Origin of the sequence: Streptomyces sp. UG1 (genome assembly GCF_049974585.1) — a bacterium.
In the GTDB taxonomy this organism is placed as follows: Bacteria; Actinomycetota; Actinomycetes; order Streptomycetales; family Streptomycetaceae; genus Streptomyces.
This window is the reverse complement of sequence record NZ_JBNGGG010000074.1, coordinates 1-26,925: the sequence shown is the minus strand read 5'-3', so window position 1 is coordinate 26,925 and position 26,925 is coordinate 1. Positions and strand designations below refer to the sequence as shown.

21 protein-coding genes and 2 pseudogenes are annotated in these 26,925 nt (G+C 71.0%); 10 read left to right on the top strand and 13 right to left on the bottom strand.

The genetic code is table 11. The features are described 5' to 3' along the window. The first annotated feature begins 365 nt into the window (after positions 1-365). Positions 366-1,895 carry a helix-turn-helix domain-containing protein gene (locus ACP4J3_RS48120; protein ID WP_426544151.1) on the top strand — a complete coding sequence of 510 codons (1,530 nt, stop codon included), beginning with the start codon at positions 366-368 and terminating at the stop codon, positions 1,893-1,895. On the opposite strand, the pseudogene ACP4J3_RS48115 reads toward ACP4J3_RS48120, so the two are convergent. From ACP4J3_RS48115 to ACP4J3_RS48100, 4 genes and pseudogenes are all read right to left on the bottom strand, one after another. Beyond that, positions 1,889-2,355: pseudogene (locus ACP4J3_RS48115) on the bottom strand (hypothetical protein); the annotation flags it as partial. The gene ACP4J3_RS48120 and the pseudogene ACP4J3_RS48115 sit on opposite strands and share 7 nt — an antisense overlap. 151 nt (positions 2,356-2,506) lie before the next feature. Beyond that, positions 2,507-3,166 carry a response regulator gene (locus ACP4J3_RS48110; RefSeq protein ID WP_426544149.1) on the bottom strand — a complete coding sequence of 220 codons (660 nt, stop codon included), beginning with the start codon at positions 3,164-3,166 and terminating at the stop codon, positions 2,507-2,509. Between the two features lie 86 nt (positions 3,167-3,252). Further along, positions 3,253-4,977, bottom strand: coding sequence for a sensor histidine kinase (locus ACP4J3_RS48105; protein WP_426544155.1), 1,725 nt, complete (start codon positions 4,975-4,977; stop codon positions 3,253-3,255). Between the two features lie 170 nt (positions 4,978-5,147). Continuing rightward, the gene (locus tag ACP4J3_RS48100; RefSeq protein WP_426544147.1) at positions 5,148-5,687 is read right to left on the bottom strand and encodes a DUF6299 family protein; all 540 of its coding nucleotides are present in this window, start codon (positions 5,685-5,687) and stop codon (positions 5,148-5,150) included. 161 nt (positions 5,688-5,848) lie between these two features. On the opposite strand from ACP4J3_RS48100, the gene ACP4J3_RS48095 reads away from it, so the two are divergent. Continuing rightward, positions 5,849-6,043, top strand: a complete 195-nt coding sequence (locus ACP4J3_RS48095; protein ID WP_426544145.1) for a DUF5999 family protein — start codon at positions 5,849-5,851, stop codon at positions 6,041-6,043. A 24-nt stretch (positions 6,044-6,067) separates the two neighbouring features. Here ACP4J3_RS48095 and ACP4J3_RS48090 read toward each other — a convergent pair whose 3' ends face one another. Continuing rightward, on the bottom strand, positions 6,068-6,466 hold the full coding sequence (locus ACP4J3_RS48090) for a RidA family protein (protein ID WP_426544143.1): 399 nt from the start codon (positions 6,464-6,466) through the stop codon (positions 6,068-6,070). Then, on the bottom strand, positions 6,463-7,608 hold the full coding sequence (locus tag ACP4J3_RS48085) for an acyl-CoA dehydrogenase family protein (RefSeq protein ID WP_426544141.1): 1,146 nt from the start codon (positions 7,606-7,608) through the stop codon (positions 6,463-6,465). Before ACP4J3_RS48085 ends, ACP4J3_RS48090 begins: the two co-directional genes overlap by 4 nt. 186 nt (positions 7,609-7,794) lie before the next feature. On the opposite strand from ACP4J3_RS48085, the gene ACP4J3_RS48080 reads away from it, so the two are divergent. From ACP4J3_RS48080 to ACP4J3_RS48060, 5 genes and pseudogenes are all read left to right on the top strand, one after another. Beyond that, positions 7,795-9,408: an AMP-binding protein gene (locus tag ACP4J3_RS48080; protein WP_426544139.1), complete on the top strand. Its 1,614-nt coding sequence runs from the start codon at positions 7,795-7,797 to the stop codon at positions 9,406-9,408. Between the two features lie 15 nt (positions 9,409-9,423). Beyond that, entirely contained in the window at positions 9,424-10,236 is an 813-nt protein-coding gene (locus ACP4J3_RS48075; protein WP_426544137.1) for a PaaX family transcriptional regulator, read from the top strand. Positions 10,237-10,353: 117 nt separating this feature from the next. Further along, positions 10,354-10,905 (top strand): adenylyl-sulfate kinase, encoded by a 552-nt coding sequence (gene cysC / locus ACP4J3_RS48070; RefSeq protein ID WP_426544135.1) that lies wholly within the window; start codon positions 10,354-10,356, stop codon positions 10,903-10,905. Continuing rightward, positions 10,902-11,804: a sulfate adenylyltransferase subunit CysD gene (gene cysD / locus ACP4J3_RS48065; RefSeq protein WP_426544133.1), complete on the top strand. Its 903-nt coding sequence runs from the start codon at positions 10,902-10,904 to the stop codon at positions 11,802-11,804. The genes cysC and cysD overlap by 4 nt, the downstream gene beginning before the upstream one ends. Before the next feature lie 2 nt (positions 11,805-11,806). After that, positions 11,807-12,479 (top strand): annotated as a pseudogene (locus ACP4J3_RS48060) (GTP-binding protein). Here ACP4J3_RS48060 and ACP4J3_RS48055 read toward each other — a convergent pair. Both ACP4J3_RS48055 and ACP4J3_RS48050 read right to left on the bottom strand, forming a co-directional pair. Further along, complete coding sequence (locus tag ACP4J3_RS48055) at positions 12,463-14,745, bottom strand: bifunctional salicylyl-CoA 5-hydroxylase/oxidoreductase (protein WP_426544131.1); 2,283 nt, start codon at positions 14,743-14,745, stop codon at positions 12,463-12,465. The pseudogene ACP4J3_RS48060 and the gene ACP4J3_RS48055 overlap by 17 nt on opposite strands. 65 nt (positions 14,746-14,810) lie before the next feature. Then, complete coding sequence (locus ACP4J3_RS48050; RefSeq protein WP_426544129.1) at positions 14,811-15,638, bottom strand: enoyl-CoA hydratase family protein; 828 nt, start codon at positions 15,636-15,638, stop codon at positions 14,811-14,813. A gap of 320 nt (positions 15,639-15,958) precedes the next feature. Here ACP4J3_RS48050 and ACP4J3_RS48045 point away from each other — a divergent pair, with 320 nt between their 5' ends. Further along, positions 15,959-16,465 (top strand): ATP-binding protein, encoded by a 507-nt coding sequence (locus tag ACP4J3_RS48045; RefSeq protein ID WP_426544127.1) that lies wholly within the window; start codon positions 15,959-15,961, stop codon positions 16,463-16,465. A 21-nt stretch (positions 16,466-16,486) separates the two neighbouring features. On the opposite strand, the gene argF is transcribed toward ACP4J3_RS48045, so the two are convergent. Both argF and ACP4J3_RS48035 read right to left on the bottom strand, forming a co-directional pair. Next, entirely contained in the window at positions 16,487-17,494 is a 1,008-nt protein-coding gene (gene argF, locus ACP4J3_RS48040) for an ornithine carbamoyltransferase (protein ID WP_426544125.1), read from the bottom strand. Positions 17,495-17,557: 63 nt separating this feature from the next. Then, a complete protein-coding gene (locus ACP4J3_RS48035; RefSeq protein WP_426544123.1) occupies positions 17,558-18,784 on the bottom strand; it encodes an arginine deiminase in 1,227 nt (408 codons plus the stop codon). A gap of 121 nt (positions 18,785-18,905) precedes the next feature. On the opposite strand from ACP4J3_RS48035, the gene ACP4J3_RS48030 reads away from it, so the two are divergent. Next, on the top strand, positions 18,906-19,970 hold the full coding sequence (locus tag ACP4J3_RS48030; protein WP_426544121.1) for an SPFH domain-containing protein: 1,065 nt from the start codon (positions 18,906-18,908) through the stop codon (positions 19,968-19,970). Next, the gene (locus ACP4J3_RS48025) at positions 19,967-20,866 is read left to right on the top strand and encodes a hypothetical protein (RefSeq protein WP_426544119.1); all 900 of its coding nucleotides are present in this window, start codon (positions 19,967-19,969) and stop codon (positions 20,864-20,866) included. The genes ACP4J3_RS48030 and ACP4J3_RS48025 overlap by 4 nt, the downstream gene beginning before the upstream one ends. 3 nt (positions 20,867-20,869) lie before the next feature. On the opposite strand, the gene ACP4J3_RS48020 is transcribed toward ACP4J3_RS48025, so the two are convergent. The 3 genes from ACP4J3_RS48020 to ACP4J3_RS48010 all read right to left on the bottom strand — a co-directional run bounded on the left by ACP4J3_RS48020 (position 20,870) and on the right by ACP4J3_RS48010 (position 26,761). Further along, complete coding sequence (locus ACP4J3_RS48020; RefSeq protein ID WP_426544117.1) at positions 20,870-23,410, bottom strand: polynucleotide kinase-phosphatase; 2,541 nt, start codon at positions 23,408-23,410, stop codon at positions 20,870-20,872. Next, a complete protein-coding gene (locus ACP4J3_RS48015) occupies positions 23,407-24,897 on the bottom strand; it encodes a 3' terminal RNA ribose 2'-O-methyltransferase Hen1 (protein WP_426544115.1) in 1,491 nt (496 codons plus the stop codon). Before ACP4J3_RS48015 ends, ACP4J3_RS48020 begins: the two co-directional genes overlap by 4 nt. A 1,117-nt stretch (positions 24,898-26,014) precedes the next feature. Beyond that, entirely contained in the window at positions 26,015-26,761 is a 747-nt protein-coding gene (locus ACP4J3_RS48010) for a metal ABC transporter ATP-binding protein (protein WP_426544153.1), read from the bottom strand. Positions 26,762-26,925 lie beyond the last annotated feature (164 nt).

Sequence of the window (26,925 nt, the reverse complement as noted above, 5' to 3'; positions counted from 1 at the left end):
CAAGGCGGCCAGCACAGCGGTCCCCGCGGTCCGCCCGGGCGCCCAGCCCCCGGGAGCCACCGTCCGCCCACACCCCGGCCCCGCCGCCCCCCCCCCCCCCCCCCCCCCCCCGGCCGCGCCCCCCCCCCCCCCCCCCCCCCCCCCCCCTTCCGGCTTTCCGACATGCCATCAGTTCCACAGGCCGGGGTAGCCGAGAAGTACAGCAGCGCCAGCCAGGACGTCATACGACATCGATCGATTTGACCGGATATTGCAATATTGCGCATGCCGTCGCACCGCCCGTACCGCCAGACGGCATTGACGAGGTGTCACCCGAATGGCTCCCTCGGCATGTGCCATCTCATATCTGAGATAACCTCAACCTCATGGCAGACGATTACCTCGTACGCATCGGCAGGCTCATCCGTGACGCCCGGCAACACCGAGGCTGGACACAGACGCAGCTCGCCGAGGCGCTCGGCACCTCTCAGAGCGCCGTCAATCGCATCGAGCGCGGCAACCAGAACATCAGCCTTGAGATGATCGCCCGAATCGGTGAAGCCCTGGACAGCGAGATCGTGTCGCTGGGGTACGCCGGTCCGATGCATCTGAGGGTCGTCGGCGGTCGTCGGCTGTCCGGTTCGATCGACGTCAAGACCAGCAAGAACGCCTGCGTGGCCCTGCTGTGCGCCTCGCTGCTCAACAAGGGGCGCACCGTGCTGCGCCGCGTCGCCCGCATCGAAGAGGTGTACCGCCTCCTGGAGGTGCTCAACTCCATCGGCGTACGCACCCGTTGGATCAACGGCGGGGTCGACCTGGAGATCGTGCCGCCGGCCGAGCTGGACATGGGGGCGATCGACGCGGAGGCCGCCGTACGCACCCGCTCGATCATCATGTTCCTCGGCCCGCTGCTGCACCGCATGGACCGCTTCAAGCTGCCCTACGCCGGCGGCTGCGACCTCGGCACGCGGACCATCGAGCCGCACATGATCGCGCTGCGCCGCTTCGGCCTGGACGTCGCGGCGACGGAGGGGCAGTACCACGCGGTGGTCGACCGCGCCGTCCGCCCCGACCGCCCGATCGTCCTGACCGAGCGCGGCGACACGGTCACCGAGAACGCGCTGCTGGCCGCCGCGCGGCACGACGGCGTCACCGTCATCCGCAACGCCTCCTCCAACTACATGGTCCAGGACCTGTGTTTCTTCCTGGAGGCGCTCGGCGTCCGGGTCGAGGGCATCGGCACGACCACGCTCACGGTCCACGGTGTGCCGACCATCGACGTGGACGTCGACTACTCCCCCTCCGAGGATCCGGTCGAGGCGATGAGCCTGCTGGCCGCGGCCGTGGTGACGGAGTCGGAACTGACGGTGCGTCGCGTCCCCATCGAGTTCCTGGAGATCGAGCTGGCGGTCCTGGAGGAGATGGGGCTCGACCACGACCGTACGCCCGAGTACTTCGCGGATAACGGCCGCACCCGCCTGGTGGACCTCACCGTCCGGCCCTCCAAGCTGGAGGCGCCGATCGACAAGATCCACCCGATGCCGTTCCCGGGCCTGAACATCGACAACGTCCCGTTCTTCGCGGCGATCGCGGCCGTCGCCTCGGGAAAGACCCTCATCCACGACTGGGTCTACGACAACCGCGCGATCTATCTCACGGACCTCAACCGACTGGGCGGACGGCTGCAGTTGCTGGACCCGCACCGGGTCCTGGTCGAGGGCCCGACCCGCTGGCGCGCCGCCGAGATGATGTGCCCGCCCGCGCTGCGGCCCGCGGTGGTCGTGCTGTTGGCGATGATGGCGGCGGAGGGCACGTCCGTGCTGCGGAACGTGTATGTCATCAACCGGGGTTACGAGGATCTCGCCGAGCGGCTGAACTCGGTTGGGGCGCAGATCGAGATCTTCCGGGACATTTGAGGCGTCACGCCTGACGGTCCGGCCAGGTCAGTCGTCGGGAGGCCGAAGGTGGCGCGGGGGCGGCGGGACACGGTCGCGCCGCCCAGGAAGTTGCCGACGATTCCTGCGGCTCCGTAGATCAGCAGGAAGACCGTGATCATGCCGGCACCGGCCTTCGTGACTCACGGCCCGGTCCGAGCGCCCCTGGCGACGAACGCCGTGTGCCGGCCGGCCAGATCTCCGAGGAAGGTTCCGGCCGGTACGCCGAGCACCGAGCCCAGCGGTGCCGCGGAGGAGATCAAGAAGTTCGCCAGGGCCGGCAGGAGCATGAAGACGCACAGCATCAGATGACCGCCCGAAACCCGGGCATGGTCATCATCAGCCGCGCTATCCCGTCGGGGATGGTGAAGGCGGCCCCGATCCTGGTGAGCAGACCGATCGGCAGGATCTCGGTCGTGACGATCGAGAAGGTTCCCGGCATCACCGAGACCACGGCCAGCCACCCGATCAGCGGCGATCGGGTCGGTAAGCCGGTTCCGCCAGTGAGCGGGGAGCGGTAGTTGTCGAGCGGAGCCGGCAGGTCTGCGACGTCACCCTCGTCGCACCGGGTCAGCAGCGGTCGCAGCGACCGCTCACGGCGCCGCCCCCAACCCGGCGTCCCGCGCCAGCAGTGCCGCCTGGACCCGGTTCTCGCACTCCAGCTTTGTCAGGATGCGGCTGACGTACGTCTTCACCGTGGCCTCGCTGACGTGGATCCGTTCGCCGGCGTCGGCGTTGGACAGGCCCTCGCCGAGGAGGGCGAGGACCTCCAGTTCGCGGGCGCTGAGGGACCGCAGCCGACGTCGTGCCGCCTCGGTGCGGGCCGCGGCCCGGCCCGAGGCGAGGGAGTCGACGACGTGCCGGGTGGCGGCCGGGGACAGATACGCGTCGCCGGCCGCGGCCGCCCGCACCGCCTGGATCAGCTCGCCCGGTGCCGAGTCCTTGAGCAGGAAGCCCGCCCCGCCGTGGCTGAGGGCGCGCAGCACGTTCTCGCGTTCGCCGAAGGTCGTCAGGATGAGCGGGCGCACGGCGGGCACGGCCCGGCGCAGTTCGGCGAGGGCGGACAGGCCGTCCAGTACCGGCATCTGGATGTCGAGCAGGGCGACGTCGACGGCATGGGCCCGGACCAGGTCGACGGCCTCGCGCCCGTTGCCGGCCTCCGCCACGACGTCGATGTCGTCGGCGGAGGTGAGGATCATCCTGATGCCCGCCCGGATGAGCGGTTCGTCATCCGCGACGAGGACCCTGATCACAGCTCTCCCGCAGGCTTTCGGTGGAGGACGCGTGGGACGCGTCGGGACGCGACAACCATACTCACGGTCCAAAGTGCACCTTGCGGCTACGACTTGACCGTGTACGACCGCTTCTCGATCAGCTTTCCGTCCTTGAAGCAGAAGCGGAAGACCGGTTCGTCGTTCAGGTTGTCCGGCATCTCCGTCGACATCAGGACCAGACAGCTCGAGCCCTTCGGTTCGGCGGGCCCGTCGGCGTCCAGCCCGTCGATGAGGAACGACTTGCCGTCCGGGAGATTGTTCCGTACGTCCGTCTCGGCGTCGCCGACCTTCACCGACTCGTAGACGGACGGCTCGATCATGACCTTGTCGCTCTCCTTCACCAGCGCGAAGAGGGCCACGACGCCCAGTGCCACCAGGCCGACGACGACCACCACTGCGACGCCGCATCCGATCGCGACACCCTTTTTCTTCTTTCCCATGGCGAGGTCGAGCTCCTTCTGTCTGTCCGGCGAACCGGACCAGTCGATGACCTCACCACCGTCGCCGGACGCCGCCCCGTCCCGCTGCCCCCGGAAGTCGTTCTCCGCAGCTACGAAGGTTGTCGGCGAGGCCTCCGGCGAACCGTCCGGCGAGGTGGAGCGCTGAGGGCCGTACGGCAGGACGCCCGCCACCCGGAACCCGCCGCCGGCCACCGGTCCGGCATGCACCATCCCGCCGACCAGCCGGGCGCGTTCCTGCAGTCCGGTCAGCCCCTGCCCGCCGCTCACCACGGCCCGCCGCCCGCCGTCGGCCGGGGCGAGCGCGGGCGCCGGGCTGTTGGCGACCTCGACCACCAGCGAGTCCGGCTCGTACCGCAGCTCCACGGTGATCGACGCGCCCTGAGCGTGCTTCAGCGCGTTGGTCAGCGCCTCCTGCACGATCCGGTACGCCGCGTGGTCGGCGGCGGGGGCGAGTGACCGCGCCTCGCCCTCCCGTCGCAGTTTTACGTCCGCCCCCGCGCCCCGCGACGCCTCCACCAGGCCGTCGATCCCCGCCACGCCCCGGGTGGCGGCCGCCGATTCGCTCTCCTGCTCCGGTGCGTAGGTGCCGTCGCGCAGGATGCCCACGGCCTCGCGCAGTTCGTGCATCGCGGCCACGGAGGCCTGCCGCAGCACCCCGACCGCCTCGCGCTGGCCGTCCGTCAGCGTCCGGTCCACCTCCAGGGCGCCCGTGTGCACGGCGATCAGCGCCAGTTGGTGGCCGAGGCTGTCGTGCATGTCCTGGGCTATCCGCTGCCGTTCGCGCAGCCGCGTGTGGGAGGCGATCATCTCGCGTTCGCGCAGCAGTTGGGCGTTGTGCTCGTGCAGCGCGTGCAGGAGCGTGCGGCGCTGGGTGCGGTAGCGGGCGGCGAGGCCGGGCACGACGGTCGTCGCCAGGAACGCGAGCGTGGTGAACACCAGCGTCTGCGCCGCGAACAGTCCGGAGTGCTCCTGCAGGGCGGACAGCCCCGCGAAGAGGATGTAGGAAAGCGCGAACGCCGCGAGGGCCCGCCTCGGCGCCTTGATCCGCGGGCCGGCCGACCAGCCCGCGACCATCAACAGGGCCCAGAATCCGCTGAACACACCGGTGATCGCGCCGGTGAGAACGAGCACGCTCGCCGGGAACGCCCGCCGCAGCAGGGACAACGTGACGGCGACCACCGCCGCGGCGGCCATCGCGAACACGCCGCCGCCCAGCGCGCTCAGCGCCGCCGGCAGGGCCAGGACGGGGGCCAGGACCGCCTCGCCGACGATCCGCCGCCGGGACCACATTCCCGCCGCGACCAGGTGTTCTCGGACGTCACGGGCCATCGTCGTCAGATTCACACGCCAACGGTAGGTGCCGGCGCCCCGCCCCACAGCATCCGTTCGTCGCAGCGGCGTCCTACGAAAGTCGCACCCGGCGCCGGGGGGCGGCCATGCGGGTCGCCCGTGCGGGGACAGGGTCAGTCCTGACGCCGGTCCCCGCACGGGCGCCGGTGTCACGCCTTCGACAGGGTGACGTTCTTCTTCAGTACGGCGTGGAAGTGCGGCAGGGGCAGGCCGCCCAGGATGCCCGCGGAACGGAGCTCCACGATGGTCGCCTCGACGTCCGCCTTGCCGTGCTTGAGGGTGGACGGGGAGGGCCTGCTCTCGTTCTGCCAGCGGTGCTCCTTGCCGTCGCACACGGCGACGGTGCCGCCGATGGCGTACCGGTTGGTGGAGGCCCGCTGGCCGACGGAGGCACTCACGAACGTGGGCCCCGTACTGTCGACGCACTTGTAGGTTCCGGAGACGGTGACGGTGCCGTCCGCGGCCATGACGGCCGTGTCGTCGACGGTCACGGTCTCCTGGGACTCGGCCTTGGTGTCGGAGTCGGCGGGCGCCGAGGGCGCGGCGACCAGCAGGATCAGGGCGGCGCCGGCGGCGGTGGCCAGAGCGGGGCGCAGGGGCATGGGGATGACCTCCCGGGTGAGCGAAGTGGGGCGAAGTGGCGCCTTCCACTGGTACCCGGCGGGCGCGCCCAGGGACGTGACCGTCACCCCTTCGGTGGCGAGTCCGCCCCGACCTTCGTGGATCGGTCAGGGAGTTGTCCGCGTGTTGTCACGGTTCACAGCGGGCCGTTCCGATGAGTTCGTCAGGGGAGCATGGTCTACCCATATGGACGACCCACACGGCTCGTCCGCCTATGTGGAGGTGCGCCATGTGTTCCCACCGTCCTTCGTGCCCTTCCTCCGACGTCCGCGGCGCACATGTGGTGTCCGCACACCCCGAGCAGGGGTGGAGCCTGCTGTGCAACGGCGCCATCGTGTTCGACGACAGCGGTGAGCTGCTGCCCGACGGCCGTGTGGTCGCCCCGCACCGGGTCCCGGCCGCGCGCCTGGCGATGGCCGCCTGAGCGGGCCCGTCGCTTGAGCGGGTGCTACGGCAGCACCGCGAATCCGTCGAGTTCCACCATCGCCTCTTCGTCCCAGAGGCGCACGACCTCGACGACCGCCATCGCCGGGTACTCGCGCCCCGCCAACTCCCGCCAGATACGGCCGAGTTCGGCGGCGCGGGTGCGATACGCCGCGACGTCGGTCGCGTAGACGGTGACCCGGGCGAGGTCGGCGGGGGTGCCGCCGGCGGCGGTGAGCGCGGCCAGCAGATTGGTCAGCGCCCGCTCGAACTGCTCGGGCAGGGTGCCGCCGGTCACCTTGCCGTCCGCGTCGAGGGCGGTCTGACCGGCCAGGAAGACGACCCGTGAGCCGGTGGCGACGACCGCGTGGGAGAAGCCGGTGGGCGGGGAGAGTTCGGGCGGGTTGACGCGCTCGGTGCTCACCGGCCGGCCTCCATGGTCGCGTACAACTCCTTGGCGACGATGCCGCGTTGCACCTCGCTGGCGCCCTCGTAGATGCGCGGGGCGCGCACCTCGCGGTAGAGGTGTTCGAGCAGATGGCCGCGGCGCAGGGCACGGGCGCCGTGCAGCTGGACGGCCTTGTCGACGACGTACTGCGCGGTCTCGGTGGCGAGCAGCTTCGCCATCGCGGCGCGCTTCGGGACGTCCGGGGCGCCTTCGTCGTACGCCGTCGCCGCCGCGTACACCATGAGGCGGGCCGCCTCCGTCCGCAGGGCCATTTCGGCGACCTCGTGTGCTACCGCCTGTAGGTCCTTCAACTTGCCGCCGAAGGCGTCCCGTTGGTCCGTGTGCGCGAGGGTCGCGTCCAGGGCCGCCTGTGCCATGCCGACGGCGAAGGCGCCGACGCTGGGCCGGAAGAGGTTGAGGGTGCCCATCGCGACCCGGAAGCCGCGGTCGGGCTCGCCGAGCACGTCGTCGGCGGTGACGGGGACGGCGTCGAAGGCGAGGGTGCCGATGGGGTGCGGGGACAGCATGTCGAGGCCCGTGCCGGTGAGGCCGGGCCGGTCGGCGGGGACCAGGAAGGCGGTGACGCCGCGGGCGCCGGCGCCGGGGGTGGTGCGGGCGAAGACGGTGTAGAAATCGGCCTCGGGGGCGTTGGAGATCCAGCACTTCTCGCCGGTGAGGCGCCAGCGGGCGGGGCCGCCGGCGCCCGGCCCGTCCGGCTCCGCGCGCAGTTCCAGCGCCGCCGCGTCCGACCCGGCCCCCGGCTCGCTCAGCGCGAAGGCCGCCACCGCGCTCCCCTCGGTCACCGTCGGCAGCCAGCGTTCCCGCTGGGCCGGGGTGCCGTACGCGTGGACCGGATGGGCGCCCAAGCCCTGCAACGCGAGCGCGGTCTCCGCCTCCGTGCAGGCATACGCGAGGGACTCCCGCATCAGGCACAGGTCGAGCGCTCCGGAGGTGAACAGCCGCTTCAGCAGGCCCAGTCGGCCGAGTTCGGCGACGAGGGGGCGGTTGACGTGGCCGGGTTCGCCCTTCTCGGTGAGCGGGCTCAGCCGTTCGGCGGCCAGGGTGCGCAGTTCCGCACACCAGGCGGTTTGCAGCGGATCGAGTGAGAATGCGGGCATTGCCGACCTCCTTGCGGGCCGTCCGCGACGGACCCACTCGATGGACCTTCCCGACGGGTCTCCTCGACGATATCGCGCCCCATTGACTGTCGTCACGAACACGATACGCTCCCTGTGCGAGCCCACCACGACGCCCACAAGCACGACGCCCGTACGGCAGCCCACAAGGCAAGGGGGCGAACCGCCATGGCCGGTCTGCACCGCTCCGCGCACGTCGACACCTTCGCCCGCGAGCATCTGCCACCGCCCGACGAGTGGCCCGAGCTCCGCTTCGACCTGCCGGGCCTGGGGTACCCCGAACGGCTCAACGCCGCCGCCGAACTGCTCACCGGCCCCGACGCCGAGCGGCCCGTGTTCCACACCCCGTCCGGCGACACATGGATGTACGGCACACTGCGCGCCCGCGTGGACCGGCTGGCCCATGTGCTCACCACCCACCTCGGCGTCGTCCCGGGCAACCGGGTGCTGCTGCGCGGCCCGACCACACCGTGGCTGGCGGCCTGCTGGCTGGCGGTGCTCAAGGCGGGCGCGGTCGCCGTCACGGTGCTCGCCCAGCAGCGGCCGCACGAGCTGCGGACCATGTGCGAGATCGCCGAGGTGCGGCACGCGCTGTGCGACATCCGGGCCGTGGACGACCTGGCCAAGGCCGAGATATCCGGCCTGCGCATCGCGACGTACGGCGGCGACGCACCGGACGACCTGCTGCGCCTGCCGGCACCCGACGCCCCGTACCCCGCCGCGGACACGGCGGCCGACGACGTCGCCCTCATCGCCTTCACCTCCGGGACCACCGGCCGCCCCAAGGGCTGTATGCACTTCCACCGGGATGTGCTCGCGATAGCCGACACCTTCTCGGAGCATGTGCTGCAACCACATGTGGGCGATGTCTTCGCCGGCAGTCCCCCGCTCGGCTTCACCTTCGGTCTCGGCGGGCTCGTCATCTTCCCGATGCGGGCCGGCGCCAGCTCCCTGCTCCTCGAACAGGCCGGCCCCAAGCAGTTGCTGCCCGCGATCGCCGAGCACCGGGTGTCCGTGCTGTTCACCGCTCCGACGGCGTACCGAGCGATGCTGGACGCGCTGGACTCGCACGACATCTCCTCGCTGCGGCGCTGTGTCTCCGCGGGCGAGAACCTGCCCGCCGCCACCTGGCAGACCTGGCACGAGCGGACCGGGCTGCGCATCATCAACGGCATCGGCGCCACCGAGCTGCTGCACATCTTCATCTCGGCGGCCGACGAGCACATCAGGCCCGGGACGACCGGGGTGCCGGTGCCGGGCTGGCACGCGCGCGTGGTCGACGGCGACGGCCGGGACCTGCCCGACGGGGAGCCCGGGCTGCTCGCCGTACGCGGACCCGTGGGCTGCCGCTATCTGTCCGACCCGCGCCAGCGCGAGTACGTGCGCCACGGCTGGAACATCACGGGCGACACCTACGTCCGGGAGAGTGACGGCTACTTCCGCTATGTCGCCCGCGCGGACGACATGATCATCTCGGCCGGTTACAACATCGCGGGCCCCGAGGTCGAGGAGGCGCTGCTGCGCCACCCGGACGTGCTGGAGACGGCGGTGGTGGGGCGGGCCGACGAGGCGCGCGGCCAGGTCGTGGTGGCATACGCGGTGCTCAGGGACGGTGCGCGCCGGGACGCGGAGGCGCTGCGGGCGTTCGTCAAGGCCGAGCTGGCGCCGTACAAGTGCCCGCGCGAGGTCGTCTTCCTGGACGCGCTGCCGCGTACCGCGACCGGCAAGCTCCAGCGGTTCCGGCTGCGCGACGGCGATCCCCCACAGGGTGAACGGCAGTGATCCGTACGACCTAAGATGATCAACGTGTCCGACCAGCATGCACCACGGTCTCTCATCGTCACGCTCTACGGCGCCTACGGCCGCCACATGCCCGGCCCGGTGCCGGTCGCCGAGCTGATCAGACTGCTGGCCGCGGTCGGCGTGGACGCCCCTTCCGTACGCTCGTCGGTGTCCCGGCTGAAGCGGCGCGGGCTGCTGCTGCCGGCCCGCACGGCCCAGGGCGCGGCCGGGTACGAACTGTCGCCGGACGCCCGCCAGTTGCTGGACGACGGCGACCGGCGCATCTACGCCACCGCGCCACCCGGCGACGTGGACTGGGTGCTCGCGGTGTTCTCGGTGCCGGAGTCGGAGCGGCAGAAGCGCCATGTGCTGCGCTCCCGGCTGGCCGGGCTCGGCTTCGGGACGGCGGCCCCGGGCGTGTGGATCGCGCCCGCGCGGCTCTACGAGGAGGCCCGGCACACCCTCCAGCGGCTGCGCCTGGAGGAGTACGTCGACTTCTTCCGCGGCGAGCACCTCGGCTTCACGCCCACCGCCGAGGCCGTCGCCCGCTGGTGGGACCTGGCCGCGATCGCCAAGGAGCACGACGCGTTCCTCGACCGCCACGCGCGCGTGCTGCACGCGTGGGAGCAGCGGGAGGACACCCCGCCCGAGGAGGCGTACCGCGACTACCTCCTCGCCCTGGACTCCTGGCGCCATCTGCCGTACACCGACCCCGGGCTGCCGGCCCGGCTGCTGCCCGAGGACTGGCCGGGGTCGCGCTCGGCGACCGTCTTTCAGGGGCTGCACGAGCGGTTGCGGGACGCGGGGGCGGACTTCGCGGGTGTGTGATCTCACCCACATCATGCGTCCCTCAGGGAACCTTCAGGCTCCTCAGCCCCTCTTCTAAGGTTTCTCACCTAGCGTGGGCCGAGTCGAGTGCCGGGTAAGAGACGAGGGCTGTTGCGCATGACCACCACGGCGAGAACTCAGGGAGCCACCGTCTGGCTCACCGGGCTGCCGAGCGCGGGCAAGACGACCATCGCCCGTCTGCTGCGGGGCAGGCTGCAGACGGAGGGCCGTCGCGTGGAGGTCCTCGACGGCGACGAGATCCGCCGTTTCCTCTCCGCGGGCCTGGGCTTCTCGCGGGCGGACCGCAACACCAATGTGCAGCGCATCGGCCTGGTCTCGGAGGTGCTCGCACGCAACGGCGTGCTGTCCGTCGTCCCGGTCATCGCCCCGTACGCCGACAGCCGCGAGGCCGTCCGCAAACGGCACGAGGCGTCCGGGACGCCGTATATCGAGGTGCATGTGGCCACGCCGGTCGAGGTGTGCAGCCAGCGGGACGTGAAAGGGCTGTACGCCCGGCAGGCCGCGGGCCGGCTGACCGGGCTGACCGGGGTCGACGACCCGTACGAGCCGCCGGTGGACCCCGCGCTCGTCCTTCCCACCCAGCGGCAGACGCCCCAGGAGTCGGCCGACGCCGTGTACGCCGTGCTGGCGGATCGAGGGCTGGTGTGAAGGGGGCCGGTCTCTCGCACCTGGACGCGCTGGAGTCCGAGGCGGCGCACATCTTCCGTGAGGTGGCGGGCGAGTTCGAGCGGCCGGTGATCCTGTTCTCCGGCGGCAAGGACTCCATCGTGATGCTGCATCTGGCGCTGAAGGCGTTCACGCCGGCGCCGGTGCCCTTCGCGCTGCTGCATGTGGACACGGGCCACAACTTCCCGGAGGTCCTCGACTACCGGGACCGTGTGGTGGCCGCACATGGGCTACGGCTCCATGTGGCCTCCGTACAGGACTACATCGACCGGGGTGTGCTGCGCGAGCGTCCCGACGGGACGCGGAACCCACTGCAGACCCTGCCGCTGACGGAGAAGATCCAGAGCGAGCGGTTCGACGCGGTCTTCGGCGGCGGGCGGCGCGACGAGGAGAAGGCGCGGGCCAAGGAGCGGGTGTTCAGCCTGCGCGACGAGTTCTCCCAGTGGGACCCGCGCCGCCAGCGGCCCGAGCTGTGGAACCTGTACAACGGCCGGCACGCACCCGGCGAGCACGTGCGTGTGTTCCCGCTGTCCAACTGGACCGAGCTGGACGTGTGGCAGTACATAGCCCGCGAACACATAGAGCTGCCGAACATCTACTACGCCCATCGGCGCGAGGTGTTCCAGCGCAACGGCATGTGGCTGACGGCGGGTGACTGGGGCGGGCCCCGCGAGCACGAGGTCGTCGAGAAGCGGCAGGTCCGCTATCGCACGGTCGGCGACATGTCCTGCACCGGCGCGGTGGACTCCGACGCCGACACCATCGAGAAGGTGATCGCCGAGATCGCCGTCTCCCGGCTGACCGAGCGCGGCGCCACGCGCGCCGACGACAAGCTCTCGGAGGCCGCGATGGAGGACCGCAAGCGCGAGGGGTACTTCTAGTCATGACCGTGGACACGCTCCGGTTCGCCACCGCGGGCTCCGTCGACGACGGCAAGTCCACGCTCGTCGGCCGGCTGCTGCACGACTCCAAGTCGGTCCTCGCCGACCAGGTGGAGGCCGTCGAGCACGCCTTCCGCAACCGCGGCCGGGACGCTACTTCGCTATCCCTCGCCGCCGGTTCATCCTGGCCGACACCCCGGGCCATGTGCAGTACACCCGCAACACGGTCACCGGCGCCTCCACCCCCGAGCTGGCGATCATCCTGGGCGACGCCCGCAACGGCGTCGTCGAGCAGACCCGCCGGCACGCCGCCATCGCGGACCTGACCAGTGGGACGTCTCGCGCGGTGACATGATCACGGCGAGGGTCGACGTCCCGTCCCTCACCCGGGACGTCACCGCGGCCGTCTGCCACCTGGCCGACCGACCGCTGCGGGTCGGCGACCGGGTCCTGGTCCGGCACACGACCAGGACCGTCAAGGCCATCGTCCGGGATCTGTGCGGCGCGTCCGAGCTGCACGCGAACGACCTGGGCCGCGCCACCCTGCGCACCGCCGAGCCGCTCGCGCTGGACGACTACGCGCGCTCCCGCCGCACCGGCGCGTTCGCCCTGATCGGCCCGGCCGACGCCACGACGCTCACCGCGGGCATGGCAGCCCTCAACTCCCCAGCGTGAGCCGCGGCTTGGGAGCATCCGTACGCCCGGTCTGCGGCCGCCGGCTGCCCGCCCGGTACGGAGCCGGCCAGACGATCCCCGGACCGTCGTAGCCCTGCTCGGCCGCCGCGTGCAGCGTCCAGTGCGGGTCGTACAGATGCGGCCGGGCCAGGGCGCACAGGTCCGTGCGCCCCGCCAGGATCAGGGAGTTGGCGTCGTCCCAGGACGAGATCGCGCCGACCGCGATCACCGGGAGGCCGGTGGTGTGACGGATCCGGTCCGCGTACGGGGTCTGGTACGACCGTCCGAACTCCGGCTGCTCGTCGGCCACCACCTGACCGGTCGACACGTCGATCGCGTCGGCGCCGTGCGCGGCGAAGGCGCGGGCGATCTCGACGGCGTCCTCGGCGGTGGTGCCGCCCTCGGCCCAGTCGGTGGCGGAGATACGGACGGTCAGGGGCCGTTCCTGGGGCCAGACGCTCCGTACGGCGTCGAAGACCTCGAGCGGGAAGCGGAGCCGTCTCTCCAGGGTGCCGCCGTAGGCGTCGGTGCGCCGGTTGGTGAGCGGGGAGAGGAAGCCGGAGAGCAGATAGCCGTGCGCGCAGTGCAGTTCGAGGAGGTCGAAGCCGGCTCGGGCGGCCCGCCGGGCGGCCGCGGTGAACTGCTCGCGGATGTCGGTGAGCTGGGAGCGGGTCAGTTCGCGGGGGGTCTGGCTGTACGGCTTGTAGGGGATCGGGGACGGGGCCACGAGCGGCCAGTTGCCGTCCTCCAGGGGCTCGTCGATGCCCTCCCACATCAGCTTGGTCGAGCCCTTGCGGCCGCTGTGCCCGAGCTGCACGCCGATCGCGGTGCCGGGCGCCTGCGCGTGCACGAACCGGACGATCCGCTGCCAGGCATCGCCCTGCCTGCCGGTGTACAGTCCGGTGCAGCCGGGGGTGATCCGTCCCTCGGGGCTGACGCACACCATCTCGGTCATCACCAGTCCGGCGCCGCCGAGGGCGCGGGAGCCGAGGTGGACGAGGTGGAAATCGCCGGGGACGCCGTCGGTGGCCGAGTACATGTCCATCGGGGACACCACGACCCGGTTGCGCAGGGTCAGGCCGCGCAGCCGGAACGGGGTGAACATCGGGGGCGTGCCGGGCGGGCAGCCGAACTCGCGCTCCACGGACTCGGTGAAGCGGGCGTCGCGCAGGCGCAGATTGTCGTGGGTGACGCGACGGCTGCGGGTGAGCAGGTTGAAGGCGAACTGACGCGGCGGCTGGTCGAGGTAGCGGCCGAGGTTCTCGAACCACTCCAGGCTGGCGCGGGCGGCGCGCTGGGTGGAGGCGACGACAGGCTTGCGCTCCTCCTCGTACGCCGCCAACGCCCGCTCCAGGGAGGGCTGTTCCTCCAGACAGGCGGCGAGCGCGAGGGCGTCCTCGACGGCGAGCTTGGTGCCGGAGCCGATGGAGAAGTGGGCGGTGTGGGCCGCGTCGCCGAGCAGCACGATGTTGCCGTTCGACCAGCGTTCGTTGACGACGGTGCGGAAGGTGGTCCAGGCCGACTTGTTGGACTTCAGGGGCCGTCCGCCGAGCGCTTCCGCGAAGATCTTGGCGCAGCGCTCCACGGACTCCGACTCGTCGAGTTCCGCGAACCCGGCTGCCTGCCAGACCTCTTCGCGCATCTCGACGATGACGGTGGAGGCGTCGGCGGCGTAGGGGTAGCCGTGCAGTTGCATCACGCCGTGCTCGGTCTCGGCGATCTCGAAGCGGAAGGATTCGAAGGCGAAGTCCGCGGCGAGCCAGATATAGCGGCAGTGGTGTTCGGCCACATGGGGGCGGAACACATGGGCGTAGGCCTCGCGGGTGGTGCTGTGCACACCGTCTGCGGCGATGACGAGGTCGTATGTCTCGGCCAGCCAGGCCGGGTACGGGGCCTCCGTGCGGAAGCGGAGTTCCACGCCGAGGTCGCGGCAGCGGGTGTGCAGGATTTCCAGGAGGCGTTTTCTGCCTAGGGCGGCGAAGCCGTGTCCTCCAGAGGTTTGGCGGGTGTTTCGGTGGACGATGTCGATGTCGTCCCAGCGGGTGAAGTGCGTTTGCATGGCCTCGTAGACCACGGGGTCGGCGTGTTCGATGCCGCCCAGGGTTTCGTCGGAGAGGACTACTCCGAAGCCGAAGGTGTCGTCGGGGGCGTTGCGTTCCCAGACGGTCACCTCGCGGGATGGGTCGAGGCGTTTCAGCAGGGCGGCGGCGTAGAGGCCGCCGGGGCCGCCGCCGATGATTGCCACCCGTAGGGGGTGGCTGGTCATCGCCGGCGACTGCGGGTGCGTTGTGGCTGGTGGCGCAGTTCCCCGCGCCCCTTTGGTTGGCACGATCACCGCCCCCTCCATTTGGGAGGGCGCTTCTCCTTGAAGGCTTCGTGGAACTCGGCGTAGTCCTCCCCGTTCATCAGCAGCGCCTGCGTCGACGCGTCCAGCTCCACCGCCGTCGCCAGCGGCATGTCCAGTTCCGCCGTCAGCAGCGCCTTCGTCTGGGCGTACGCCAGAGCCGGGCCGTCGGCCAGGCGGCGGGCCAGGGTGTGGGCGGTCTCGTCGACCCGGCCCTCGTCCGTCAGTTCGCTGATCAGGCCGATGCGCTCGGCCTCGGGGGCGCGTACCGGTTCGCCCAGCATGAGCAGTCGGGTGGCGTGGCCGAGGCCGACGACCCTCGGCAGCAGGTACGCCGCGCCCATGTCGCCGCCGGACAGGCCGACCCGGGTGAAGAGGAAGGCGAAGCGTGCGGTGGGGTCGGCGATCCGGAAGTCGGCCGCCAGGGCCAGTACGGCCCCCGCCCCGGCCGCGGCCCCGTGCACGGCCGCGATCACCGGGAACGGGCACTCCCGTACCGCCCGCACGACCTGCCCGGTCATCCGGTTGAAGTCGAGGAGTTGGGCGGTGTCCATGGACAGGGTCGCGCCGATGATCTCGTCGACGTCGCCGCCCGAACAGAAGCCGCGGCCTTCACCGGCCAGCACCAGGGCCCGTACTGCCCTCTCCCGGGACAGCTCGGCCAGCAGATCGCGCAGGTCGGCGTAGGCGCCGAAGGTGAGCGCGTTGAGTTTCTCGGGGCGGGCGAGGGTGACGGTGGCGACCCCGTCGGCGTACTCGACCCGCAGATGTTTCCAGTCGGAGGTGCGGGCGGCGGAGCCGGTGAAGGGACTCATGACGTGCGGCCTCCTCGGGCGGACGGCGCGGGCACTGCCTCACTGAGCTCTACCCTCCGAGCTCTACCCCTCGAAGCTATCACCCAACTTTGACTGTCGTCACGAGTGCGCGATAAGCCGATCGGGTGTGACCTCGCCCGGTCACATCGGTCACGGCTCGTCGACACCCGCGTAACGGCGGGATCAGCCGCGCGAGGCCGGCCGTTCACCCGGGTAAGCCGCCCAGCAGTCGGGGCCGAAGGTCCCGAACGGCGCCCACCGAGCCTTCCCGCGAGGTGGCGCCGTACCATTCATAAGGTTGAAAGCAGGACAGCCTGCTCATGAACGGACCCGCCTTGCACGATCGCTCCCCCGCCCTCCCGTCGCCCGGCCACCGCCCCCCACGGAGGCACTTCGTGCCGCACCCGCCTTCCGCCTCATGGCGCATCGCGCTGCCGCACACCGCCGCGGCCGTGCCCGTGGCACGCGCGGTGGTCCGTACGGCGCTGGCCGAGCTGGAGTACGCCGCCGACAGCGACACGGCGGAGCTGCTCACCGCGGAGCTGGTCGCGAACGCCGTGGAACACACCGCGGGCAGCGGCCCGATAGAGCTGGTGGTGGAGCTGCTGCCGTCGAGCTGCCAGGTCGAGGTGCACGACCCGGACCCGGCGCCGCCCGGCGATCTGACCCACCCGGCCGAAGGCGCGCCCGACCCGTGGCAGGAACACGGCCGGGGCCTGCTCCTGATCCGCACCCTCAGCTCGTCCTGCGGCCACCGCCCGACGGCCTCCGGCAAGGCGGTGTGGTTCCGGCTGCCGGTCGTACCGGCTCAGCGCCGCCCGCTGTAGCCAACCGCAGCGGCCCCCGGCTCAGCCCAGCGTCGCCACCAGGACCGCCTTGATCGTGTGCATCCGGTTCTCCGCCTCGTCGAAGACCACCGAGTGCTCCGACTCGAAGACCTCGTCGGTCACCTCCAGCGACTCCAGCCCATGGCTCTCGAAGATCTCCAGGCCGACCTTCGTACCGAGGTCGTGGAACGCCGGCAGGCAGTGCAGGAACTTCACATCCGGGTTGCCGGTGGCCCGCAGGACGTCCATGGTCACCGCATAGGAGCCGAGCTCGGCGATCCGTTCGTCCCACACCTCCTTCGGCTCACCCATCGACACCCACACGTCGGTCGCGACGAAGTCGGCGCCGAGGACGCCTTCGGCGATGTCCTCGGTCAGCGCGATGACCGCGCCGCTGTCCTCGGCCAGCTTGCGGGCCCGGGCCACGATGTCGTCGGCGGGCCAGTACTCCTTGGGCGCGACGATCCGTACATCCATGCCGAGCAGCGCACCGGTGATCAGATACGAGTTGCCCATGTTGAAGCGGGCGTCGCCGAGGTAGGCGAAGGCGATCTCCTTGAGCGGCTTGGCACTGTGCTCGGTCATCGTGAGCACGTCGGCCAGCATCTGGGTGGGGTGCCAGTCATCGGTGAGCCCGTTGTACACCGGCACGCCCGCGTACGCCGCCAGCTCCTCCACTTTCCGCTGGCTGTCCCCGCGGTACTCGATCCCGTCGTACATCCGCCCGAGCACGCGCGCGGTGTCCCGCACGGACTCCTTGTGCCCGATCTGCGAGCCGGACGGGTCGAGGTACGTCGTCGAGGCCCCCTGGTCCGCGGCCGCGACCTCGAACGCGCAGCGGGTGCGTGTCGAGGTCTTCTCGAAGATCAGCGCGATGTTCCTGCCCCGCAGGTACTGCGTCTCGGCCCCGGCCTTCTTCGCGGCCTTCAGCTCCGCGGCCAGCTCGATCAGCCCGAGGAACTCCTGCTCACCGAAGTCGAGCTCCTTGAGGAAGTGGCGGCCTGCGAGGGCGGTCGGGACAGTCGCCATGGGGCGCTCCAGAGGTACGAGTACAGGGGGACCGGACTCTGGAAGTCTATACGACATTCAGAATTAATATACGGACTCCCGCTCAACGGGACAGCTCATGCACCGTGGACCACCTCTCCCTCGCCCCAGCTCGCTGCCCGGAATCTCGATCACCTCGATTCCCTGCTTGCGCAGATGCGTGTTGGTGGTGGAGTTGCGCTCGTAGGCGACGACGACGCCGGGCTCGACGGCGAGCACGTTGCAGCCATCGTCCCACTGCTCGCGCTCGGCGGCGTGGACGTCCTGCGTCGCGGTCAGGACGCGGATCTCGCTGAGCCCCAGCGCGGCGGCGATCGCGCGGTGCATGTGCTCCGGCGGATGGTCGGTGACCTTCAGCTCCTTGTCGCCGGCGCCCGGCTCGATGGTGTACGAGCAGAGCATGCCGAGCCCGGCGTACTGGGTGAAGACATCGCCGTCGACCATCGTCATCACGGTGTCGAGATGCATCAGCGCACGCCGCTTGGGCATGTCGAGGGCCACGATCGTCTGCGCCGATCCGGCGGCGAACAGCTTGTGGGCGAGCATCTCGACGGCCTGGGGGGTCGTCCGCTCGCTCATGCCGATGAGCACGGCGCCGTTGCCGATCACCAGGACGTCGCCGCCCTCGATGGTGGAGGGGTAGTCGGCCTGGCCCTCGGACCAGACGTGGAACGTTTCGTCACGGAACAGCGGATGGTGCCGGTAGATCGCCTCGAAGTGCACGGTCTCCCGCTGCCGGGCGGGCCAGCGCATGGCGTTGACGGAGACGCCGTCGTAGATCCAGGCGGAGGTGTCACGGGTGAAGAGGTGATTGGGCAGGGGCGCGAGCAGGAAGTCGTCCAGCTCCATGACATGGAAGCGCACGGAGGTCGGCTCAGGGTGCACCTCCAGGAACTCCCGCTTGGTCATGCCGCCGACCAGGGCCTCGGCCAGCTCGGGCGAGGGCAGGCCCTCGAAGGCGGCACGGAGGTGATCGGTGGCGAGCACCCCGTACTCCTTCTCGTCGAAGACCCGGTCGAGGACGAGCCCGCGGGCCACCGGGATCTCCAGGGCCTCGGTGAGCAGGTCGCCGAACAGGTGGACGGTGACCCCGCGGTCGCGCAGCACATCCGCGAACCCGTCATGCTCGGCGCGCGCCCGGCGCACCCACAGCACGTCGTCGAAGAGCAGGGCGTCCTTGTTGCTGGGGGTGAGCCTTTTGAGCTCGAGATCCGGCCGGTGCAGTATGACGCGGCGCAGCCGCCCGGCCTCGGAGTCGACATGGAATGCCATGTCTCCATCCTGACCACCGGGAACCGCGTTCACCCCCTACTTGCCACCATCTTCTTTTCGTCCCCTTGACGACAACTGCCGCTCGCGATTATCGTCCACGTGACGAAAAAGAGGGGGTTCCATGGCCGACATCACCCGGCGCCTCGGCCTGCGCCATCTGCGCGGCGCGCCCACGGCGCACATCCGCCGCCACCGCGGCGGCAAGCTGCTGCACGACGGCCCGGGGCTCAGCTTCTGGTTCCGTGCGCTGACCGCGGCGATCTCCGAAGTGCCGGTCGACGACCGCGAGCTGGCGATGACCTTCCATGCCCGTACGTCCGACTTCCAGGACGTGGCGGTACAGGCGACGGTCACCTACCGGATCAGCGCCCCGGCCGTGGCCGCCGCCCGCCTCGACTTCTCGATCGACCCGGACACCGGCGCCTGGCGCGCCGCTCCCCTGGAGCAGCTCGGCACCCTGCTCACCGAGACGGCACAGCAGCACGCGCTGGACGTCCTGTCCCGTACGCCGCTGTCGGCGGCGCTGGTCGACGGCGTGACGGCGGTACGGGAACGGATCGCGGCCGGCCTCGCCGAGGAGCCCCGGCTCCCCGCGACCGGCATCGAGGTGGTCGCCGTACGCGTCGTGGCGCTGCGCCCTGAACCGGAGGTGGAGCGGGCGCTGCGCACCCCGGCCCGCGAGCAGATCCAGCAGGAGGCGGACCGGGCGACGTACGAACGCCGGGCGGTCGCCGTCGAGCGGGAGCGCGCGATCGCCGAGAACGAACTGGCCAGCCAGATCGAACTCGCCCGCCGCGAGGAGCAGTTGGTGGAGCAGCGGGGCACGAACGCCCGCCGTGAGGCCGAGGAGCACGCGTCGGCCGACGCGGTCAGGGCCGAGGCGGAGGCGGCACGGACCGTACGACTCGCCGAGGCGGAGGCGGCACGCACCGTACGGCTCGCGGACGCGGAGGCCACCCGGTCCGTGCGGCTGGCACGGGCCGAGGCCGAGGGGGCACGTGAGGTCGGTGAGGCGCGGGCGCAGGCTCAGGCGGCCTGGCTGCGGGTGCACGCGGAGGTGGACGTGGCCACCCTGCACGCCCTCACCGGGACCCGGCTCGCGGAGAACCTGCCGCACATCGACAGCGTGACGGTGTCGCCGGACGTGCTGACCGGGCTGCTCGCCAGGCTGGGAGCGCGGGAGTGAGTCTCGCCCCGCGGGTCGTCCTCGTGCATCGCACCACGGAGTACGCGGAGCTGGTGGCCCGGCACGGCACGCACGGCCAGGCCGCCTTCTTCCTCTCCTCCCGGGGCCGTGACATCGAGGAGGTCGCCGAACGCCACCGCCGTACGCGACAGGCGCTGACGGAGGTGACGGCGGCCATCCCCCTGACCTGGCGCCGGACCCGGGTGGAGCGGGCCGACCTGGACCGGTTCCCGTTCGCGCCGGAGGACGTGGTGGTCGTGGTCGGGCAGGACGGCCTGGTCGCGAACGTGGCCAAGTACCTCGCCGGACAGCCGGTGCTGGGCATCGACACCGACCCCGGCCGCAATCCGGGTGTCCTGGTGCGCCACCGCCCCGCGGACGCGGCCGAATTGTTCGCGTCCACGCAATCCGGAAGCGGCCATGCCGACGAACTCACCATGGTCGAGGCCGTCGCCGACGACACACAGCGCCTGGTGGCGCTCAACGAGATCTACCTGGGCGCCGTCGGACACCAGACGGCCAGATACCGCCTGGGCCTGGAGGACGACGGGGGTGTCGTCGAGGCCCAGGCCTCGTCCGGGGTGCTCATCGGCACCGGGACGGGGGCGACCGGGTGGATCCGGTCGGTGTGGCAGGAACGGGGCGGGCACTTGCGGTTGCCCGCCCCGACCGAGGCCCGTCTGCTGTGGTACGTCCGCGAGGCCTGGCCGTCCCCGGCCACCGGTACGTCACGGGTGGCCGGGGAACTCGCCGCCGCGAGCCGCCTGACCCTCACCGTCGAGTCCGAGCGGCTCGTCGCCTTCGGAGACGGGATGGAGACGGACGCGGTCGAGGTGACCTGGGGGCAGACGGTCCGGGTCGGCGTGTGCCGGGAGCGGCTGCGGCTCGTCGGCTGACCGTCACAGCCGCGGGTCCACCGGCTCCGACTCCAGCGCCAGCACCCCGAACACCGCCTCGTGCACCCGCCACAGCGGCTCGCCCTCCGCCAGCCGGTCCAGAGCCTCGAGACCCAGCGCGTACTCGCGGACGGCGAGGGACCGCTTGTGGTTGAGGAACCGCTGACGGAGGCGGGCCAGGTTGTCCGGGCGGGTGTACTCCGGACCGTAGATGATCCGCAGGTACTCACGGCCCCGGCACTTGATGCCGGGCTGCACCAGGCGGCCCTCCGCGCTGCGCACCACCGCGCCCAGCGGCTTGACGACCATGCCCTCGCCGCCGCGGCCCGTCATCTCCAGCCACCAGTCGACGCCGGCCCGGACCGACTCCGGGTCCCCGGTGTCGACGTACAGCCGCCTGGTGGTCTGCAGCAGTCCGCTGCCGTCGTGCTCCACCAGCCGGTCCAGGAGCGCGAGCTGCTCGTCGTGCGGGAGCGCGGCGAGGCTGCGGCCCTGGACCGCCAGGATCTGGAACGGGGCCAGGCGTACGCCGTCCAGGCCGTCCGTCGTCCAGCAGTAGCGCCGGTACGCCTCCGTGAACGCGGCCGCGTCCGACGCCCGTTCGCGCTGGCGCGCCAGCAGGCCCGACACGTCGACGCCGCGCGCCGCGGCACGCTCCAGCGCGGCCAACGCGCCCGGGAACGCCGCCCCGGAGGCGGCGCCGACCGCCGCGTACTGCGAGCGCAGCAGGCCCGCCGCCTTCAGCGACCACGGCATCAGCTCGGCGTCGAGCAGCAGCCAGTCCGTCTCGAGCTCGTCCCAGAGTCCCGCTTCGCCGGCCGCCGTGCGGACCCGGTCGAGGATCGACTCCGTGACCGACTCGTCGTCGAAGAACGGGCGCCCGGTGCGGGTGTAGAGCGATCCGGTCGGGCCGTCGACCCCGAACCGCTTCCTCGCCGCCTCCGCGTCCCGGCACACCAGGGCGACCGCCCGCGAGCCCATGTGCTTCTCCTCGCACACGACCCGATCGACGCCGTCGGCCGCGTACTGCGCGAAGGCCTCCGCCGGGTGCTCCAGGTAGCCGTCGACGTGGCTGGTCGCCGTCGGCGCCATGGTCGGCGGGAGGTACGGCAGCAGGCGCGGGTCAATGGCGAAGCGGCTCATGACCTCCAGGGCCGCCGCCGCGTTCTCCTCACGGATCGAGACACGGCCCTGGTGCCGGGTCTCCACGACCCTGCGCCCGTGCACGTCCGCCAGGTCGAGCGGCCGTCCGTCGTGCCCGCCGGGTGCCTCGGAGCGCAGCGGCTTGGCCGGTTCGTACCAGACCTGCTCGGCCGGTACGTCGACCAGCTCCCGCTCCGGCCAGCGCAGCGCGGTCAGCTTGCCGCCGAAGACGGCGCCGGTGTCCAGGCAGATGGTGTTGTTCAGCCAGCTGGCCTCCGGGACCGGAGTGTGGCCGTACACCACGGCCGCGCGGCCCCGGTAGTCCTCCGCCCACGGATAGCGCACCGGCAGCCCGAACTCGTCGGTCTCCCCGGTGGTGTCGCCGTACAGGGCGTGCGAGCGCACCCGCCCCGACGTACGGCCGTGGTACCTCTCCGGCAGACCGGCGTGGCAGACGACCAGCCTGCCGCCGTCGAGGACGTAGTGGCTGACGAGCCCGTCGATGAACTCCCGTACCTCGGCCAGGAACTCCTCGCTCTCGGTCTCCATCTGCTCGATGGTCTCGGCGAGTCCGTGCGTGTGCTGGACCTTGCGGCCCTTGAGATAGCGGCCGTACTTGTTCTCGTGGTTGCCCGGCACGCACAGGGCGTTGCCCGACTTCACCATCGACATCACACGGCGCAGCACACCCGGGCTGTCCGGGCCGCGGTCGACGAGGTCGCCGACGAAGACGGCGGTACGGCCGTCCGGGTGCACACCGTCGACGTAGCCGAGCTTGCCCAGCAGCGACTCCAGTTCGGAGGCGCAGCCGTGGATGTCGCCGACGATGTCGAACGGGCCGGTGAGGTGGGTCAGGTCGTTGAAGCGCTTCTCGGTGACGACGGAGGCGTTCTCGACGTCCGCCACGCCCCGCAGGACGTGCACCTTGCGGAAGCCCTCGCGCTCCAGGCGCCGGATGGAGCGGCGCAGTTCGCGGATGTGCCGCTGGATGACCCGGCGCGGCATGTCGGCCCGGTCGGTGCGGGCCGCGTTGCGCTCGGCGCACACCTCCTCCGGGACGTCGAGCACGATGGCTATCGGCAGCACGTCGTGCCGCTTGGCCAGCTCGATGAGCTGGCGCCGGGACTCCTGCTGCACGCTGGTGGCGTCGACGACGGTACGGCGGCCGGCGGCCAGTCGCTTGCCCGCGATGTAGTGCAGGACGTCGAAGGCGTCCTTCGTCGCGCTCTGGTCGTTCTCGTCGTCGGAGACCAGGCCGCGGCAGAAGTCGGAGGAGATCACCTCGGTGGGCTTGAAGTGCCGGCGGGCGAAGGTGGACTTGCCGGAGCCGGAGGCGCCGACGAGCACGACGAGGGAGAGGTCGGTGACGGGCAGGACACGCCCGTTCGGTGCCTGGTTCATGCGACCTTCGCCTCCTTCTCCTCATTCACGTCGCTCTGCATACTGGCTGTGCTCATCACAAACATGGCCATCTGCGTCGGCGGCCCGACTTCCGGGTCGTCGGGCCCCACCGGTACGAACTCCACGCCGTACCCGTGCCGTTCGGCCACCGCCTGCGCCCACGCGCGGAACTCCTCGCGCGTCCACTCGAACCGGTGGTCGCCGTGCCGGACGTGCCCGGCCGGGAGGGACTCCCAGCGGACGTTGTACTCGACGTTCGGGGTCGTCACGAGGACGGTCTTCGGGCGGGCCGAGCCGAAGACGGCGTACTCCAGGGCGGGCAGCCGGGGCAGGTCGAGGTGCTCGATGACCTCGCTGAGGACGGCGGCGTCATAGCCCTTGAGGCGGCTGTCGGTGTAGGCGAGGGAGCCCTGGAAGAGCTTCACGCGCGAGGCCTGCCGCTCGCCCATCCGGTCCAGCTTCAACCGCCGCCCGGCGATGGTGAGCGCCCGCATCGACACATCCACGCCCGCGATCTCGGTGAACGCCGGGTCCTTGAGGAGGGCCTGCACCAACTGCCCCTGTCCGCAGCCGAGATCGAGCACGCGCGCGGCACCGGACGCCTTGAGCGCGGCGACGATCGCGTCCCGGCGCTGCACGGCGAGCGGGGTCGGCTTCTCTTCCGTCTCCCCCTCGGCCTCGACGGCGTTGTCGATGTCCTCGACCTCGCTGTCGTCGGCCTCCGCGAGCCGCACCAGCTCCAGCCGCTCCATCGCCTCGCGGGTCAGCGACCAGCGGCGCGACAGATACCGGCTGGTGATCAGCTTCTGCTCCGGGTGGTCCGGCAGCCAGCCCTCACCGGCCCGCAGCAGCTTGTCGACCTCGTCGGAGGCGACCCAGTAGTGCTTGGCGTCGTCGAGGACGGGGAGCAGGACATAGAGGTGGCGCAGGGCCTCGGCGAGGGTCAGGGCCTCCGACTCCAGCACGAGCCGGACGTAACGCGAGTCGCCCCACTCCGGGAACTGCACATCCAGCGGCACCGGTTCGGCGGTCACCGCCCAGCCGAGCGGCTCGAACAGCCGTCGTACCAGCTCCGTACCGCCCCTGGCCGGCAGCGCGGGCACCTCGATGCGCAAGGGCAGCGGCTCGGCGGCGCGCTCGGGGCGGGCGTTGCACACGCCGCGCATCGCGCTGGAGAACACGCTGCTGAGGGCGACCGCGAGCAGCGAGGAGGCGGCGTACGGCCGGTCGTTGACGTACTGGGCGAGCGCCGCGTCGGGCGCCCCGCCGCGGCCCTTGCCCTTGCCGCGCCGGACCAGCGCCACCGCGTCGACCTCCAGGAGCAGCGCCGCCGTACAGCGCTCGGCCGCCGCCTCCGGGTAGAGGACGTGGGCCGTGCCGTAGGAGGTGGAGAACGCCTGCGCCTTTTCCGGGTGCTTGTGCAGCAGGAAGCCGAGATCGGTGGCCGGACGTTCCGGAGTGCCGGTGGTGGTGATGGTCAGGAACATTGTGAGGAAACCTCGAAACGGGTTCTGAACTGCGGATACTCGCCGTGCCTGCCCTGTGCTGCGGTGCACGACGGGTGCACACTCGCAGACTGCTGATGAAGCATGGCAATTGATGATCGCGCCTCAATGGTCACGGCTCCTGACCCCTTCCCAACCACCCTGTAGCGAACTGCGCTACGGTCAGACTGGCCACGAGAGCACCTCTTCGTCGGCGCGCCCGCCTAAAGTACAGCGATTCCCCCGCTGGGCACTCAGGATTTCCGGTGCTCCGCGGTCGCTCAGCGCGTGGCATGGCACCAGGGCGGCCTCCTCGAACGACGCCGGAGCGTTCTCCCGGTCCACCTGTCAGACCAGGTAGCCGTAGGTGTCGAGCGTCTCGGACAGGTGGGCGTGCCGCATGCGCGCCTGGACCTTGCGTGGCTCCACCCCCGAGGAGATGAGCACAGCATCGACGAAGTGCCGCAGGTCCCTGAACGTAGCGTCCTCGGGGATCGCGATCCCCCGCGCCCTGGCCTTCTCCTTCGCGCGGTTGAAGGCGCATAGTTCAACGTGCTGCCCACCGGCTTCCAGAGCTTGGTCAAGGTGACCAGGTGAGCGTATTCGGTGGGAATGGGCGGCGAGCCACGTCGCTCGCGCTTACGCAGCGCTGCCTCTGTCAGAGGAGCCCGCCAGCGCGTCATGTGATCTTCATACTTGCCCCAGAGAAAGGAGCCAACCTGAATCGACGCCTTGCTGGCAGCCGTTTTCAAAGGCGCTGGCTCCCCAAGCCGCCTCTGCTCCACCACCGCTTGCCAGCCAGGTACCGCTTCCATGTCCTCACGCCGCACGGCGACTGCTTCCATGGGGCGCAGAGCCTGGAGCGCTCCGTACCAGACGAGCAGCTCATACCTGGGGTAGATCTCCTCCGCCAAGGCAACCACGTACCGCCACGTCAGTCGCGTGCTCCGGCTGCTCCCTTGCGGAAGACGGATACCGGCAACGGGGTTGCCTTCCAGATATCCATCCTCCACCGCCATGGAGAGCATGACCGACAGTGCCTGCTTCACCGCGTTCCGAGTGGTGTCAGGCATTCCGTTCTTCTTGAGTGCGGCGAAGAAGTCGCGATACTCACCACGCTTCACATCGCCAACCAAACGTTGACCCAAGACAGGAATGACCTGAACCCGCAGACGGAACGAGTAGGCATCGATGGTGCCGGGGCGGCCCTCGTGCCGCGACAGGAAAGTCTCCACGTCACGAAGACCACGGCTGTGTTGTGGGAGCGGCGCCGGGCGTCCACCAGTTCCGTGACGGCCCGTTGGTGGTGCAGGTCGAGGGAGAGCAGCGGCTCGTCGCAGAGCAGGATCCGCGGGTCGGTCGCCAGTGCCTGCCCGACACGCACGCGCTGCTGTTCGCCGCCGGAGAGCAGGCCGACGGGGACGTCCGCGTAGGCGGCGGCACCCACCGACTCCAGGACCTCATCCACCCGGCGGCGGACGGCGGCCGTGCGCAGCCGGGGTCTGAAGCCGTGGCCGTCGATGCCGAAGCGGACCAGGTCCCGGGCGCGCAGCATCGCGTGCTCCGACAGTGTCGCCTGCTGCGGGACGTGGCCGATGTGCCGACTGCCCTTGTGGGGCGGTCGGCCCAGCACCGACAGGGTGCCGGCGGACAGCCGCCGTTGGCCCAGCAGGGCGCGCAAGAAGCTGGTCTTGCCTGATCCGTTCGGCCCGAGCACGGCCAGGAACTCGCCCGGCCGGACATCGAGATCGAGGTCCTGCCACAGCACGCGCTCGCCGTAGGACAACGCTGCCCCGCGCAGGCTGATCACCGCGGCGTCCGCGCCACGGTCCGGGTCCTCGGTCCTGCCCTCGCGGGCGCGGGGCAAGGAGGCCACGGTGGGCCGCCTCACTTGCCCAGCGCGCTCGCGAGCGCGTCGACGTCGGCGGTCGGTGTCGAGGGGCACGACCACGACCACGAGCACTGAGAGGCGAATCGCCATGTCCGGCCCGTCCGCACCCGGCGACGTTCCCGTGCCCGGTTCCGGCTCTG

Coding starts and splice junctions, on each gene's coding strand:
- ACP4J3_RS48045 (WP_426544127.1), top strand. CDS start 15,959: ATGAACGGACCCGCCTTGCACGATCGCTCCCCCGCCCTCCCGTCGCCC.
- ACP4J3_RS48035 (WP_426544123.1), bottom strand. CDS start 18,784: ATGGCATTCCATGTCGACTCCGAGGCCGGGCGGCTGCGCCGCGTCATA.
- ACP4J3_RS48095 (WP_426544145.1), top strand. CDS start 5,849: ATGTGTTCCCACCGTCCTTCGTGCCCTTCCTCCGACGTCCGCGGCGCA.
- ACP4J3_RS48085 (WP_426544141.1), bottom strand. CDS start 7,608: ATGCCCGCATTCTCACTCGATCCGCTGCAAACCGCCTGGTGTGCGGAA.
- argF (WP_426544125.1), bottom strand. CDS start 17,494: ATGGCGACTGTCCCGACCGCCCTCGCAGGCCGCCACTTCCTCAAGGAG.
- ACP4J3_RS48120 (WP_426544151.1), top strand. CDS start 366: ATGGCAGACGATTACCTCGTACGCATCGGCAGGCTCATCCGTGACGCC.
- ACP4J3_RS48015 (WP_426544115.1), bottom strand. CDS start 24,897: ATGTTCCTGACCATCACCACCACCGGCACTCCGGAACGTCCGGCCACC.
- ACP4J3_RS48050 (WP_426544129.1), bottom strand. CDS start 15,638: ATGAGTCCCTTCACCGGCTCCGCCGCCCGCACCTCCGACTGGAAACAT.
- ACP4J3_RS48105 (WP_426544155.1), bottom strand. CDS start 4,977: ATGGCCCGTGACGTCCGAGAACACCTGGTCGCGGCGGGAATGTGGTCC.
- ACP4J3_RS48030 (WP_426544121.1), top strand. CDS start 18,906: ATGGCCGACATCACCCGGCGCCTCGGCCTGCGCCATCTGCGCGGCGCG.
- cysC (WP_426544135.1), top strand. CDS start 10,354: ATGACCACCACGGCGAGAACTCAGGGAGCCACCGTCTGGCTCACCGGG.
- ACP4J3_RS48055 (WP_426544131.1), bottom strand. CDS start 14,745: ATGACCAGCCACCCCCTACGGGTGGCAATCATCGGCGGCGGCCCCGGC.
- ACP4J3_RS48075 (WP_426544137.1), top strand. CDS start 9,424: ATGATCAACGTGTCCGACCAGCATGCACCACGGTCTCTCATCGTCACG.
- ACP4J3_RS48020 (WP_426544117.1), bottom strand. CDS start 23,410: ATGAACCAGGCACCGAACGGGCGTGTCCTGCCCGTCACCGACCTCTCC.
- ACP4J3_RS48080 (WP_426544139.1), top strand. CDS start 7,795: ATGGCCGGTCTGCACCGCTCCGCGCACGTCGACACCTTCGCCCGCGAG.